We start from the raw sequence: 13,269 nt of genomic DNA, 5'->3' as shown, positions 1-13,269 counted from the left end.
CACGGCTGATCGCAGCTGATCGCGGCTGATCACCGAGCAGGCCGCGCGGCCGGGCGCCACCCTCCACCGGGTGGCGCCCGGCCGTGCTCAGTCCAGGCCCCGGGCCTCGCGGAAGCGGGCGGTGAGGGCGTCCGGGGCGATGAGCGGCGCCGGGTAGTCGGGGGCGGGGTCGAGCAGCCAGGGGCGGTGGACGGCGGCCCCCGGCAGGTGGGCGAGTTCGGGCACCCAGCGCCGCACGTACGCCCCGTCCGGGTCGTACCGGTCGGCCTGGCGCAGCGGGTTGAGCACCCGGTTGGGGCGGGTGTCGGTGCCGGTGCCCGCGACCCACTGCCAGTTGAGCTGGTTGTCGGCCACGTCGCCGTCGACCAGCAGCGACAGGAAGTGGGCGGCGCCGATCCGCCAGTCCAGGTACAGGCACTTGGCGAGGAAGCCCGCCGTCAGCAGGCGGGCCCGGTTGTGCATCCAGCCCTCCTCGGCGAGCTGGCGCATTCCGGCGTCGACGATCGGGTAGCCGGTGCGGCCCTGCCGCCAGGCCTCGGCCTCGCGCTCGTCCCGGTGCCAGCGGTCGTCCCTGGTGCGGTAGTCGCGGTGCGCGGCGTCGGGGCGGGCGGCGAGGACCTGGTGGTGGAAGTCGCGCCAGGCGAGCTGCCGGACGAAGGCCTGCGCCCCCTCGCCGTCGTGCCGCAGGGCGCGTTCGACGAGTTCGGTCGGGGACAGGCAGCCGAAGTGCAGGTACGGGGAGAGCCGGGAGGTGGCGTCGGCGGCGAGGTCGTCGTGCACCCGGGCGTAGGCGTCGACGTCCCAGCGCCGCCACCGCTCCCTGGCCGCGCTCTCGCCCCCGGGCGGCAGGGCGGGCGAGAGCGGCCCGGTGAGCAGCAGGTTCTCGCTGCCGATGCCGTCCGGGGTGTCGAGCGCCCGGGGCGCGCCGAGCACCGTGCGGCGGGGCGCCTGCTGCCAGGCGCGGTGGTACGGGGTGAAGACCGCGTAGTGGTCCCGGCCGGCCGGGGTGATCCGGCCCGCGGGGACGACCGTCACCGAGGCGTCGTGGACGTGCAGAAGCCCGCCGAACACCTCGCGCAGCCGGGCCTCCCGCCGGTGCGCGAAGGCGCTGACGCCCGCGGCGATGTGCACGGTGACGGGAGCGGGACCGCCACCGGCAGCACCCTCGGCCCCGTCTTCGGCCTCGACCTCGGCGGCGACCCGGGCCGTCTGCTCGGCGGGTTCGCCGCGGCGCACGATCAGCCGGGAGCCGATCCGGCGCAGCGAGGCGTCCAGGTCGGCTAGGCAGTCGGCCAGGAACGCCTGCCGGTTGGGCGCGGCGAATCCGGCGTCCTCGACGGCCGGGTCCAGGACGAACAGCGGGACGACCCGGTCGGCCGCGGACCGGGCGGCGTGCAGCACGGGGTTGTCGTGCAGCCGCAGGTCCTGGGTGAACAGGGCGATCGATACGGTCACGGGCGGGGCCTCACAGGTGGTGCCGTCGGGTGTTCTGATTGCTTCTACCGCTTCAGCTGCCTCTCCCCGGATGTTCGGAGCCGCCCGCGGCGCGGATTGGTCCCAACGGCCCCGCGTGAGAGGCTCGCTCCATGGAACAGCGCGTACTCGGCCGCACCGGCCGCCCCGTCTCGATCGTCGGACTCGGTACCTGGCAGCTCGGCGCGGACTGGGGGGACGTCCGGGAGGAGGACGCCCTGGCCGTGCTGGACGCCTCGGTGGAGGCCGGCGTCACCCTCTTCGACACCGCCGACGTCTACGGCGACGGCCGCAGCGAGCGGCTGATCGGCCGTTTCCTGAAGGAGCGCCCGGACGCCGAGGTGTTCGTCGCCACCAAGTTCGGCCGCCGGGTCGAGCAGCGGCCCGAGCACTACAACCTCGCCAACTTCCGTGCCTGGGCCGACCGTTCACGGGACAACCTGGGGGTGGAGCGGCTCGACCTGGTGCAGCTGCACTGCCCGCCGACGCCGGTCTACTCCTCGGACGAGGTCTTCGACGCCCTGGACACCCTGGTGGAGGAGGGCCGGATCGCCGCCTACGGGGTGAGCGTGGAGACCTGCGCCGAGGCGCTGACGGCCATCGCCCGCCCGAACGTCGCGAGCGTCCAGATCATCCTGAACGCGTTCCGGCTCAAGCCGCTGGAGCAGGTGCTGCCCGCCGCCGAGGCGGCCGGCGTGGGAATCCTCGCCCGGGTGCCGCTGGCCTCGGGCCTGCTGTCGGGCCGGTACGACGAACACACCGTCTTCGGTCCGGACGACCACCGCACCTACAACCGCCACGGCGAGTCCTTCGACCAGGGGGAGACCTTCTCCGGGGTGGACTTCGCGACGGGCGTCGAGGCGGCGGTGGAGTTCGCCGCGCTCGCACCCGAGGGCGCGAGCGCGGCGCAGACGGCGCTGCGGTGGGTCACCCAGCAGCCGGGCGTGACGACGGTGATCCCCGGCGCCCGCAACGTGGCGCAGGCCCGGGCCAACGCGGCCGCCGCCGGACTGTCGCCGCTGCCGTCGGCCACCCTGGCCGCCGTGCGCGAGCTGTACGACCGGCGGATCCGGGCGCAGGTCCACACCCGCTGGTGACGGCGGGCGGCCGGTAACGGTCCCTGACCCTCACGAAGACCGTCGGGGCGGGGCCGCGCGGTGGGCCCGCCGATGCGAGGGCCGACCGGCCTCGCGGCCTGCGGGCTTCCGGTGGCCGGCGTGCGTGTCGTCCGGCCCGGGAGCGTGCCGAGCGTGCCGGGAGTCCGCACGGGCGGCGGGGGCGGCGGGGGCTGCGGGGGCGTCGCGGGCCGGCTTCGGCCGTCGGCGGTTCAGGTGGTGGCTGCCCCAGGCGAACGCGCCGATGAGCAGCACGGCGAGGGCCAGGGCGGGCACGGCGACGGCGTACAGGGCGGGGCCGTCGGGTGTGGCCGGGAACGGTGGGGTGGTCACGGTCTTCTCCTCTCCTCGCGTTCCGGCGGCGGGCCCGGACCCGAGGGGGAGGTGACCGGCGGGCCGGGGCCGTCGCGTGACGCCCTCCTACCCCGCGCGCCGGGAGGCATGCCCTTGGCCCGGCCCGGTGGCGGCCCCGGCCCGCCGGCGGGGCGGAGTCAGGAGAGCAGGCGGGCGAGGGCGGCGTCGAGGTCCAGGTGCTCGGCCTCGGCGCCGGCCGGCACCAGGCGGAAGGAGTCCAGGAGGAACGCCGTCACGACGGCCGCCGGAACACTGATGACGGCCCGCGCGGCCGGCGAACGCAGGGTGATCAGCACGCGGTCCTCCGGCCCGGGCGCGACGGTCACGTCCCCGTGGCCGGCCGGGCCGTGCCGGCCCCGGTCCAGCAACTCGCGCGCGAAAGTCCACCGCGCCGCGTCGTCGTCGCCGAGCGGCGGGAACGCCAGGCACACCGCGTACGGCGACGCCGTGTCGAACCGCAGCTGCGCCTCCACGGCCACGTCGGGAAACGGGCCCTCGGGCAGGGTGACGGCGGTGGACCAGGAGGTGGCGACAGTCATGCGACGAACTCCCATTCTGGCGGTGGCACCCGGTTTTCCCCGACCGCGGCGGCCGGTGGTGGCAGCGCTCGGTTACCCGCGCGCCCGGGGTGCATTCCTCGTCTCTCAACGCAACCGCGTCGCCCGGCGTGATCCCCCACCCGGGTGGTTTCCCGATCGGGGGAGCGGGTGGTCGCCCACCGCCCCGGGCCCGCACAGCGAAGCCCCGCCCCGGCGCACGGTCGCGGGGGCGGGGCGGGGCTGGCGGGTGGGGCGGGTGGGGCTCGCGGGTCGCCGGGTGATCACCGCGTGATCGTGCGGAGCCTCACGGCGCCACGGTGTCCGCCGCGGGCGGCTCCGGCTCCTCGTCCTCGCCCGGCTTCGCCTTCCGCCGCACGTCGGCCGGGGTGGGCGCACTGATGGATCGCTCCTCGGCCGAGCGCTCCCGGGCTCCGACCCGGCCCTCGGCCTTCGCCCGGACGTCCGCCGGGGTCGGGGCCGTGATCGCGCGTTCCTCGGCGGACCGTTCCTGCGCCGCCTCGTCCGGCTGCGTTCCGTGGTCGTCGGGTGTGGTCATGGGCTCGTTCCCCTTTCCGGGTCCTGGGCTTCGACGGATGGGACACCGGGCGGCTGCCCGGATGTCCGGGTCCGAACCGGATTCCGATCCGGAATCCGGGCCGCGAGTACGGGTCGGGTGGTCCGGCCCGACCGGGCCCGGCGCCGGTTCCGTCAGCCCTCGGTCGTCGGCCCTCCGACCGTAACCCCGGGCCGGAGGCCGCGCTGCCGGACGCTGGGGGCGATGCCACACGGTGCGGCCACGGCCCCGGCTTCGGTTCAGGGCGCCGTGCCCACGCCGGTCCGCCGCGGTGCCGTCACCGTACGGAGGCCGTCGCTGAGCCGGGCGGGGCCACTGCTGCGGCGCCCGGGTGTCAGCGGTCGTCTCTTGGAGTGAGCACCGGAATCATGCCGGCTGCGGCTGGGCACCGCCCTTGTCGTGCCGGGCCGCACCAGGTGGCCCGTGCCCGGGAGATCAGGAGACTTCGATGCGTATCCGCACCGCGCTCGCTGCGGCCGTCCTTGCTGCGGCCGGACTGTTCGCCACCACTGGCAGCGCCTCCGCCGACACGGACGTGGCCATCCTCAGCGGGTTCAACGACAATCCGTGCATCACCGTGGACACCGTCACCGCCTTCGACGAGCCGGTGTCCACCACGATCCAGAGCGCGAACTGCGGCTGACCCGCACCCTGTTCCTCCGACGGGCCCCGGCGAACCGGTGGCGAGGACCTCTCGCCGGCTGTCGATTCCTCGGTCGACGAGGGCACGAGTCGGCGGTGGGGGCAGGACTACTCGTCCCGGTCGCCGCGGTCGCTCCGGTCGCCGCGGTCCGGGGCGCGGTCGCCGCGCCGGCGCAGGTACCAGACGGCGAGGGCGATGACGACGCCCGCGGCGATCGCGAGGGCGAGCACCCGGCCGACGGTGCTCTCGACCCGGGTGTAGGCGGCTCCGGCGAAGTAGCCGAGCAGGGTGAACCCGACGCCCCAGAGGACGCCGCCGAGGGCGTTGAACAGGAGGAAGCGGCGGTAGGGCATGCGGGACATGCCGGCCAGGGTGGGCACCATGGCGCGGAAGAAGGCGACGAAGCGGCCGAAGAAGACGGCGGCCGGCCCGCGGCGGCGGATCAGGTCCTGGGCCCGGTCGACCCGGGTCGCATGGCGCCGCATCGGGCGGGTGTCGAGGATCCTCGGGCCGATGTGGCGGCCGATCTCGTAGCCGGCGGTGTCGCCGAGGACGGCCGCGCAGACCACGAACAGGACGAGCCAGCCGAGCGAGAGCCGGCCCTGGTGGGCCAGGAACCCGCCGAGGACGGCCGCGGTCTCGCCGGGGACGACGAAGCTGAAGAAGAGGGCGTCCTCGACGAGCACGAGGCCCGCGACCACCGTGTACCCGACCGGACCGGACAGTCCGCTCAGCCAGGCGGTGATCGAGTGCATCAGCCACCCCGTTCCGGACCGGCGCCCCTCTCCGCCTCAATGTAACGCTCGCCGTGCCCGGCGACCCGGCGGTCCGGGAGGCGGCAGACCCCGGGCCAGGCTCAGGTCAGGACCATCGAGCGCAGCAGGTCGAGCTCGTCGAAGCCGAACCCGGCGAGGACGGTGGCGAGTTCGCAGGCGCCGGGGGCGAGCAGATCGACGATGGCCAGGACGTCCCGGCCGCCGGCGCGGTCGAGTTCCTCCAGCGCGCGGGGCAGGTTGCGGCGCCAGAGGACGGCCGGTGCGGGCGGGCCGACGGTGCCGCGGTCGTGGTGGAGGGTGCCCTCCGGGGAAACCCACAGGGGCGGGGCGTCGGCCGTGCGCGGGCCGAGGGCGGCGCGGTCGATGGTGGACGTGGCGGGGCGGTGCAGCAGGAGGCGGTGGTCCATCGGGCGGAACCCGTGGGCGAGGAACGCCCGGGTGGTGACCGGTCGGCGGTGGAGCGGCAGTCCGGGCAGGTGGGGCGGCCAGGGCGAAGGGTCGGTGAAGGCGGTGACGGCCGTCAGGCCGCCGCTCCGCGCCAGGACGGTCCGGACGAGGGCCTCGGCCGCGTCCGCGGCCTCGCGGCAGTGCAGCCAGGCCACCCCGCCGGTGAGTCGGCCGGCGGTCGTCCGGCGGTGCACGGCCATCGCGCCCTGGAGCCGGCCGTCCCCGTCGTGGAGGACGAGGACCGTCCGGTCGGGCCGGCGGTCCCAGGCGACGGGTGCCGTCGCCGGGAAGGGCACGGCGGGCCGGTCGGCCGTGATCAGCCGGACCACCTGGGCCTGGTCCTCGTGGGTCGCGGGCCGGACCCGCAGCGTCCGTCCCGTTCTGGGGGACACCTTCATCGCGCTCCTGTCCACGTCCACGTCCATGCCGATGTCCACGTACCCGTCCATGTCCTCGTCCCGGCCGACCGCCGGCACCGTGGGTTCGGTGCCGAACGGGCCCCGGATGGGCGAGCGCACTCGGAGTCACCCGAACGGGTGACATCCGGAGGCGGGTGACATTCGGCGGCCGGGGGGATATTCGGCGGTCGGGGGACGGCCGCGCGGATCACCCGGTGACGGTCCGCTCCAGGAGGTCGAGGGCGCTCGCCAGGCTCTGCGGGCCCGCGGTGCCGCCCGGGGCGCCGGAGCGGCCCCAGCCGGGGCCGGTGGCCAGCACCAGGGCCCGGCCGCGGGAGCCGCGCGCGCCCCACGTGGAGTCGGCCACCCGCCGGACCAGCTCGTGGTCGGCGGTGGGCGGGAGCTGCGACCAGAGCATCACGGCGCCCGGGCCGATCCGGTGCACCGCGTCCAGCAGCGCCCTGGGCGGGACGGCCGCACCCAGCATCCGGAAGGGCAGCGCACGCTCGCCCAGGCCCGCCGCGGCCGCCTCCAGCGCCAGGCTGTGCTGCTCGTCGGGCATCGCGGCCAGCAGGACGGGCGGTGCGGGCCGCGGCCTGGCGGGCCGTACGGCCGCGGCGCGCAGGACGGTGGACACGTGCCAGGACAGCAGGTGCTCGACCTCGACGTACTGCTCGCCGGAGGAGGCCCACTTGCGTCCGGTCGCGCGCAGCGCGGGCATCATCACCTCGGTCCAGGCGTCGACGACCCCGAGCGAATCCACCACCTCCCGCAGGATCCGGGCGACCTCCGGGGAGTCCAGGCGGACGGCGGCCCGGGCCAGGCTCCGGCACTCGGCGCGGACCGCCCCCATCCGCAGCGAACGGCCGCCGGCCGGGCCGCGACCGGCCTCCGGCCCGGGCCCCGCGGCCTGCCCGGGCACCGGTGCGACGGCCTCGTTCGCGGCACCGGCACCGGCGCCGGCCCCGGCCTCGGCGCCGGCCCCGGCCGCGTGGTGGGAGGCCAGCACCGCCCGGGCCGCTTCGGCCGGGCGCACGCCGCGGGCCGCCAGGCGGCACATCGCTTCGAGCAGCGCGATGTCCTCGGGGCTCCAGCGGCGGTGGTGGCCGGGGTCGCGCAGCGAGGGGCCGATGCCGTAGCGGCGCTCCCAGGAGCGGATCGTGGTGGGGGACACCCCGAGGAGCCGGGCCACGCCGCCGGTCGGCAGGCCCGCCTGGTCGGCACCCATCGTTCTCCTCTCGCGGATCTTCCGGATGACCCGGGCGTCCCGGGCGTCTCGGATGCCCTGGACGTCCCGGGCGTCCTTCGCCACTGCCATGATCCCCTGTCGGGCCCGGGCGTCAGGAGCCGTCGAAGGCCGTCCGCAGCCGCAGCAGCCCGTCCCGCATGCGGGTCTTCACCGTGCCCAGCGGCACCCCCAGGGCCCGGGCGATCTCACTCTGCGAGTACCCGCCGTAGTACGCCAGGACGAGCGACTCGCGCTGGACGCCGCTCAGCCGGGCGAGCGCGGACCGCACCCGGCGCGCGTCGAGGACCCGCTCGACCTGCTCGGCGACCGGTTCGGCGCCAGGCTCGCGGACCGGCTGCTCGCGCAGGGCCGCCCGCAGTTCGCGGTCGGCGGCGGCCTGAGCTGCCCGGACCCGGTCCACGGCGCGGCGGTGGGCGATGGTGAGCACCCAGGCCAGCACCGTGCCGCGGGCCGGCCGGTAGCCGGCGGCGGCGCGCCAGACCTCCAGCAGCACCTCCTGCGCGACCTCCTCGGCCTGCGAGGGGCTGCGCAGCGTCCGCAGCGCCGTCCCGTACACCGGTGCGGCCACGGCCCGGTACAGCCGTGCGTACGCCGCCTGGTCGCCCCGGGCCACCGCGGCGACCAGGCGTTCCAGCTCCGCGGCCGGAGCCGCGACGACGGGGCTGGCAGGGACGGCTGGGGAGAGGGACGGGGACGGGCAGGCGTGCGTGCTCACCCCGGCACTGTGCAGCGTTTCGGTTTCCCGGCACCACCCGCAGCCTTTGTGCAGCGTTTCCCCGCCACTCGCTGCCACCGCCCGCCGTCAGGCCCGGGTGAGCCCGCCGGCGACGTCCCGGCGACGCCCCGACGATGCCCCGCCCGCCGGTAATTCGGTTGACCGGGGAGGCCGGTCGCGCTGCACTTCGGGGGGCGCCGCGCGCGGTGGCGCCGGCAGTACGGGGAGGCAGCAGCACCGCATGGAGATCCGTTCCACGACCGACCAGGACCTCGACGTCTTCGTCGACACGCTTCACGCCGCGTTCGGGCGTTTCCCGGAAACCCCGAACGCGGACGGCGGCGGGGTCTGGTGGGCGGCGACCGAGATGGACCGCAACCTGCTCGCCGTGACGGCGGACGGGCGGCCGGTCGGTACCGCGGGGGCGTGCTCCTTCGAGCTCACCCTGCCCGGGGAGGTGGTCGTCCCGACCTCCGGGGTGACGTCCGTCGGAGTCCTGCCCACCCACCGGCGCCAGGGCGTGCTCACCTCGCTGATGCGACGTCAGCTCGGCGACGTGCGGGCGCGAGGGGAGTTCCTCTCCGTCCTGCTGGCCTCCGAGGCCGGGATCTACGGCAGGTTCGGCTACGGTCCGGCGACGTACACCCAGCGGCTGACGGTGCCGAGCCGGCAGGCCGCCTTCGCCGAACCCCGGGCGCGGCGGGCGGCCGATGCCCCGGCGGCCGGCTCGGTCGAGCTGCTGCGGCGGGCCGACTGCGGGCAGATCGTGGAGGAGGTCTACGACCGTTACCGCCGCCGTCAGCCCGGTGCGCTGTCCCGGCCGCGCCGCTGGTGGGAGCTGGGCGCGGGGCAGGTCCCGATCGCCCCGACGCCGCGCTACGTCGCGGTCCACCGGGACGCCGACGGCACCCCGGACGGGTACGCCAGCTACTCGCTCGGCGACGACACCCTGACGGTGGACGAGACCGTCGCCGTCGACGACGCCGCCTACACCGACCTGGCCCGGTTCGTGCTCGGCCACGACCTGGTCTCCCAGGTCGTGTTCCGGCACTGCCCGCCGGAGCACCCGCTGCGCTGGCAGCTCGCTGACTTCCGCGCCGTCCAGCCGGGCGGCGAGACCGACTGGCTCTGGGTGCGGCTGCTGGACGTCCCGCGCGCGCTGACCGCGCGCGGCTGGTTCACCGACGGCGAACTGGTCCTGGACGTCGACGACCCGTTCCTCGGCGAGCACCACCGATACCTGCTGACCGTCCGGGACGGGAAGGCCGAGTGCGTCCCGACGGACCGGGAGCCGGACCTCTCCCTGGACGTCCGCGACCTGGGGGCGGTCTACCTCGGCGGCACCGCCCCGAGCGCCCTCGTCCGGGCCGGTCACATCCGGGCCCATCGACCCGGCGCGGCCGTCCTCGCCGACGCCCTGTTCCGCGCCGAGCGCGCGCCGCACTGCCTGCACTGGTTCTGATCCGGCGGCCCGCCGCCCGCGACAGACACCGAACGCCGGTCCCCGCCCTGGTTGGGCGGGGACCGGCGTTCGGCTTTTCCGGGCCGGGGCACCCCGAACCGCCCGTAGGGGCGTACCGGTTGCCCTCAGGGGCCAGGCCGGTTGCCCTCAGGGGCAGATCACGGCTGGTTACCGGCGGGTCGGTTTGGTTCGGACGGGTGCACGATGCAACAGTGTCCGTCGGGTATTGACATGGTCACGGGATGTGAGGGGAGATGCGGGGGAGCGGGAATTCGGAGACGAATGGGCCGGAAACGTTCAGTTTCCTTGCCGGATGTCGCTCAGAGTCCCGCTGACGTTGAGGAGTTCGTGGCACGTGGGCGCCTGCTTGCCCGAGGCCGGGGTGCCCGGAACCTCGCAGGTCACGCTCGCGGTCACCGCCTGGTCCTCGGGGACCTGAAGGGGAGTCACCCAGTGGTAGTCCTGGTTGCGGAAGGTCTCCAAGGCGATGGTGGTGATGGTCTTGTTGCCGGCCGTGATGGTCACCAGTCCCTGGTCGCCCTGGAAGTTGGCGACCACGAGGTCGGTGATGTCGAAGACCTTGCCGTGCGGCACCTGGTAACTGCCGGTCGTGGCCGCGCCGTTCTCGGTCACGACGTCGATCGTGGCGGAGCTCTGCTGGCCGGTCCCCGGCACCGCCAGCCCGCCCGGACCAGGTCCGCCCTGGCTGCCGGGGCCGGTGGTCGGCTTCCCGGCGCCCGGCTTGGTCTGGCCGCCCGGGGTGCTCCCGTTGGCGGGGCTGCCCGGTGTGTCACCGGCCGGGACACCGGCCGGCGGGGCCGGAGTGGCGTTCTGCTGGGCGACGGCCTTCTCTGCCGCCTGCTTCGCGGAGCTGCGCACCGCCGGGCGGACCAGGGCGAACCAGGCCAGCAGCAGCGCGATCAGCGCCGCCAGGAGCGCGAGCAGCCACTTCGGGAAGATCGGCAGCTGAAGGAACTCGCCGTCCAGGAGCGGCTTCTGGACGGGCGTCGGCGCGGTATCCGGTGCGGCTTCCGGCGCCTTGACCCCGTCCTTGCCGTCCTTCGCGTCCTTCCCTCCCTTGTCGTCCTTGCCGTCCTTGCCGTCCGCCCGCTCCTCCGGGCCCACCGTCACCTCGAACGGCCAGGTCGCCGGCTTGCCGAACCAGATCAGCTTGCGGGTGCGCGCCTGCACCCGCACCTCCCCGGACTCGCCGGGCTCCAGCCGCAGCTTCTCCGGCGTGACCCGGAACCGCAGGTCCTCACCGGCCTGTCCCGGCGTGAACGTCACACCGGTGGGAGCGTTGCCGAGGTTGCGCACCGAGGCCCGGTAGCGTCCGCGCAGCCAGCCGCGGCGACGGCGCGGGGCCAGCGCGGCCTGCAGCTCCTCGAACGGCGTCACGGTGACCGTGGCCTCCGGCACCGTCACCAGGTCGGGGCGCTCGACCGGCAGCACCCGGATGCCGAGCGGGAACTCGCCGGCCCGGGTGGCGGGGGAGCGCGGCGGAGCCAGCCGGACCGTCACGGTCTCGGACGTCCCCGGGTACAGCGACACCCGGGCCGGCTCCACCTTCGTCCAGCCGGCGCAGTCGCCGACCACCTCGAACGTGTAAGCCTCAACGATGTCAAGATCGTTGCGTACCGTCAGGGTCGTGGTGGCCACGCCACCGGGGGCCACCGTCAATGCTGGCAGGCCGAGTTCGGCGGATGTGGTCATAGCGTGACGGTAGGGCCGTACCGCGCCGGAGAAGAGGGCCGTACGGGCAAGCTGGGGGCCACACCCCTTGCCCGTACGGACCGACCGGAGACCCCGCCCGGTCCCGTCGCGGGCCCGGCCCGGCTCCGCGTGACCCGCCCCCAAGCCCCCGGCCGGCGCCGCCCCGCGGCGCCCGGCCGTCACCCTCGCAGGCACTTGCAGAATGGAGCAGTTCGATGACGTCGACCGATACAACCCGTGAGGAAGCCGTCACAGCCCGCCGGACCACGGTGGCACCGAAGCCCGCCGGCGCCACCGTCCCGCGCGTGCCCGCCCAACTGCGCGGCAGGCCGGCCCAGGTGCGGGTGGCGGTCTACGCCGAGGACCTCATCCTGCAGACCGGCGTGGTCCAACAGCTGCGCCAGCGGCCCGAGGTGGAGCTGCTGAGCGAGAACGAGGCCGGGCGGGCCGAGGTCTCCCTGCTGGTGGTCGACGCGCTGACGGAGACGGTGACCGAGCACCTGCGGAGGCTGCGACTCGCGACGTCGGGCCGGATAGGCCTGGTGGTGGGGCACTTCGAGGCCGGCGGGCTGCAGACCATCGTGGAGAACGGGGTCGCCGCCGTGCTGCGGAGGTCCGAGGCCGACCAGGACCGGCTGGTGCACCTCATCACGGCCCTCGCCAACGGTGAAGGCGTGATGCCCGGCGACCTGCTGGGCGAATTGCTCGACCGGATCGGAATCCTCCAGCGCACCATGCTGGACGGGCGCGGCCTGACCCTCTCGACGTTAACCGCGCGGGAGGCGGAGATGCTGAAGCTGGTGGCGGAGGGCTTCGACACCAGCGAGATCGCCGCCAAGACCTCGTACTCCGAGCGCACGGTGAAGAACGTGCTGCACGAGATCATCACCCGCCTCGGCCTGCGCAACCGGGCCCACGCCGTGGGGTACGCCATGCGGCGCGGCCTGATCTGATGGCCGCGGTGCCTCGCCCGGCCTACTGGGCGGGCGAGGCACCGAGTGGAGCGGGGCCCTACTGAGGGGACATGACCTCGTAGAGGTTCCCGGCCTCATCGGTGAAGTACAGGCCGCGAGGGCACAACGGGTGGTCGATCCGACCGTTGCCGGGCTCACGGGGATCATTGCCGTACGGCACGTCGGCGTCGCGGAGCCGGGCGAGGACCCCGTCGAAGGAGGACGGGTCCACGTCGAAGGCCAGGTGATGGCCGACCGGGTTCTCGACGGTCATGAAGTCCAGGGTGAGGGAGTCGTTGACCCGCACCGGCGCGAAGTGCCGGTCGGCGCCCTGGTAGTCGAGGCCCATGACGGAGGCGAAGAAGCGGGCTGCCGCCTCGTTGTCCACGGCCGGAACGATGGTGTGGTTCAGGGTTATGGGCATGTGAGGCTGCCTCTCTGTTGGGTGATCAGAACAGCCCGAAGTCGAATTCCCCGGTGGCGAGGGCGGCGATGAAGGAGGAGTGGGCCGCGCGGTCGAAGGCCAGGGCGGGGCCGGAAGGGTCCTTCGAGTCGCGGATGTAGGAGACCGGCCCGCCGGGGATGGCAACCTCGACGCAGTTCTCGTCTCCGCCGCTGTGTGATGACTTGCCCCAGACTGCGGCGATGGTGGCTGCGTTCGGAATGAACGTCATGTGAGCTTGTCTCTCTGCTCGATGATCAGGGCGTGTGCAATCGGTAGTGCCCTGGCGGCAAGGGTGTGGTGGGGGGGCCCGGGGGGGGGGGGGGGCCCCCGGGGGGGGGGGGGGGGGGACGGAGGCCGCACGAGGAAACCCACCCCCCGCCGGCGGGGGGGGGGGGGGAAGTTGGGCGCCCGGA

The 13,269-nt window shown here is 74.9% G+C and carries 15 protein-coding genes; 4 read left to right on the top strand and 11 right to left on the bottom strand.

Annotated elements, in window-relative coordinates; translation table 11 throughout:
• Positions 1 to 87: 87 nt before the first annotated feature.
• Complete coding sequence (locus tag ACFVVA_RS01010) at positions 88 to 1,455, bottom strand: cryptochrome/photolyase family protein (RefSeq protein ID WP_387684410.1); 1,368 nt, start codon at positions 1,453 to 1,455, stop codon at positions 88 to 90.
• Between the two features lie 131 nt (positions 1,456 to 1,586).
• Between ACFVVA_RS01010 and ACFVVA_RS01005 the strand changes: the two genes are divergently transcribed.
• Positions 1,587 to 2,570 carry an aldo/keto reductase gene (locus ACFVVA_RS01005; RefSeq protein ID WP_387684409.1) on the top strand — a complete coding sequence of 328 codons (984 nt, stop codon included), beginning with the start codon at positions 1,587 to 1,589 and terminating at the stop codon, positions 2,568 to 2,570.
• 30 nt (positions 2,571 to 2,600) lie between these two features.
• On the opposite strand, the gene ACFVVA_RS01000 is transcribed toward ACFVVA_RS01005, so the two are convergent.
• The 3 genes from ACFVVA_RS01000 to ACFVVA_RS00990 all read right to left on the bottom strand — a co-directional run bounded on the left by ACFVVA_RS01000 (position 2,601) and on the right by ACFVVA_RS00990 (position 4,037).
• A complete protein-coding gene (locus tag ACFVVA_RS01000; protein ID WP_387684407.1) occupies positions 2,601 to 2,921 on the bottom strand; it encodes a hypothetical protein in 321 nt (106 codons plus the stop codon).
• Positions 2,922 to 3,079: 158 nt separating this feature from the next.
• Positions 3,080 to 3,481 (bottom strand): SsgA family sporulation/cell division regulator, encoded by a 402-nt coding sequence (locus ACFVVA_RS00995; protein ID WP_387684405.1) that lies wholly within the window; start codon positions 3,479 to 3,481, stop codon positions 3,080 to 3,082.
• Positions 3,482 to 3,785: 304 nt separating this feature from the next.
• Positions 3,786 to 4,037, bottom strand: coding sequence for a hypothetical protein (locus tag ACFVVA_RS00990; RefSeq protein WP_387684403.1), 252 nt, complete (start codon positions 4,035 to 4,037; stop codon positions 3,786 to 3,788).
• Between the two features lie 466 nt (positions 4,038 to 4,503).
• On the opposite strand from ACFVVA_RS00990, the gene ACFVVA_RS00985 reads away from it, so the two are divergent.
• Complete coding sequence (locus ACFVVA_RS00985) at positions 4,504 to 4,698, top strand: hypothetical protein (RefSeq protein WP_387684401.1); 195 nt, start codon at positions 4,504 to 4,506, stop codon at positions 4,696 to 4,698.
• A gap of 107 nt (positions 4,699 to 4,805) precedes the next feature.
• Here the strand turns inward: ACFVVA_RS00985 and ACFVVA_RS00980 are convergent, their stop codons facing one another.
• From ACFVVA_RS00980 to sigK, 4 genes are all read right to left on the bottom strand, one after another.
• Positions 4,806 to 5,453, bottom strand: coding sequence for a DedA family protein (locus tag ACFVVA_RS00980; protein ID WP_387684399.1), 648 nt, complete (start codon positions 5,451 to 5,453; stop codon positions 4,806 to 4,808).
• A 101-nt stretch (positions 5,454 to 5,554) separates the two neighbouring features.
• A complete protein-coding gene (locus ACFVVA_RS00975) occupies positions 5,555 to 6,439 on the bottom strand; it encodes a hypothetical protein (RefSeq protein WP_387684397.1) in 885 nt (294 codons plus the stop codon).
• 88 nt (positions 6,440 to 6,527) lie between these two features.
• The gene (locus tag ACFVVA_RS00970; protein WP_387684787.1) at positions 6,528 to 7,547 is read right to left on the bottom strand and encodes a MerR family transcriptional regulator; all 1,020 of its coding nucleotides are present in this window, start codon (positions 7,545 to 7,547) and stop codon (positions 6,528 to 6,530) included.
• Positions 7,548 to 7,659: 112 nt separating this feature from the next.
• Entirely contained in the window at positions 7,660 to 8,283 is a 624-nt protein-coding gene (gene sigK, locus ACFVVA_RS00965) for an ECF RNA polymerase sigma factor SigK (RefSeq protein ID WP_387684395.1), read from the bottom strand.
• Positions 8,284 to 8,524: 241 nt separating this feature from the next.
• Here sigK and ACFVVA_RS00960 point away from each other — a divergent pair, with 241 nt between their 5' ends.
• Entirely contained in the window at positions 8,525 to 9,745 is a 1,221-nt protein-coding gene (locus ACFVVA_RS00960) for a GNAT family N-acetyltransferase (RefSeq protein ID WP_387684393.1), read from the top strand.
• Between the two features lie 297 nt (positions 9,746 to 10,042).
• Here the strand turns inward: ACFVVA_RS00960 and ACFVVA_RS00955 are convergent, their stop codons facing one another.
• The gene (locus ACFVVA_RS00955; protein ID WP_387684391.1) at positions 10,043 to 11,458 is read right to left on the bottom strand and encodes a hydrolytic protein; all 1,416 of its coding nucleotides are present in this window, start codon (positions 11,456 to 11,458) and stop codon (positions 10,043 to 10,045) included.
• A gap of 215 nt (positions 11,459 to 11,673) precedes the next feature.
• Here ACFVVA_RS00955 and ACFVVA_RS00950 point away from each other — a divergent pair, with 215 nt between their 5' ends.
• Positions 11,674 to 12,411, top strand: coding sequence for a response regulator transcription factor (locus ACFVVA_RS00950; RefSeq protein ID WP_387684389.1), 738 nt, complete (start codon positions 11,674 to 11,676; stop codon positions 12,409 to 12,411).
• Positions 12,412 to 12,469: 58 nt separating this feature from the next.
• On the opposite strand, the gene ACFVVA_RS00945 is transcribed toward ACFVVA_RS00950, so the two are convergent.
• Both ACFVVA_RS00945 and ACFVVA_RS00940 read right to left on the bottom strand, forming a co-directional pair.
• Positions 12,470 to 12,835 carry a VOC family protein gene (locus tag ACFVVA_RS00945; RefSeq protein ID WP_387684387.1) on the bottom strand — a complete coding sequence of 122 codons (366 nt, stop codon included), beginning with the start codon at positions 12,833 to 12,835 and terminating at the stop codon, positions 12,470 to 12,472.
• 25 nt (positions 12,836 to 12,860) lie between these two features.
• On the bottom strand, positions 12,861 to 13,085 hold the full coding sequence (locus ACFVVA_RS00940) for a DUF397 domain-containing protein (RefSeq protein ID WP_387684386.1): 225 nt from the start codon (positions 13,083 to 13,085) through the stop codon (positions 12,861 to 12,863).
• Positions 13,086 to 13,269 lie beyond the last annotated feature (184 nt).

Source organism: Kitasatospora sp. NPDC058048 (genome assembly GCF_042885555.1).
In the GTDB taxonomy this organism is placed as follows: domain Bacteria; phylum Actinomycetota; class Actinomycetes; order Streptomycetales; family Streptomycetaceae; genus Kitasatospora; species Kitasatospora lactacystinica.
This window is presented reverse-complemented; position numbering and strand designations above follow the sequence as displayed.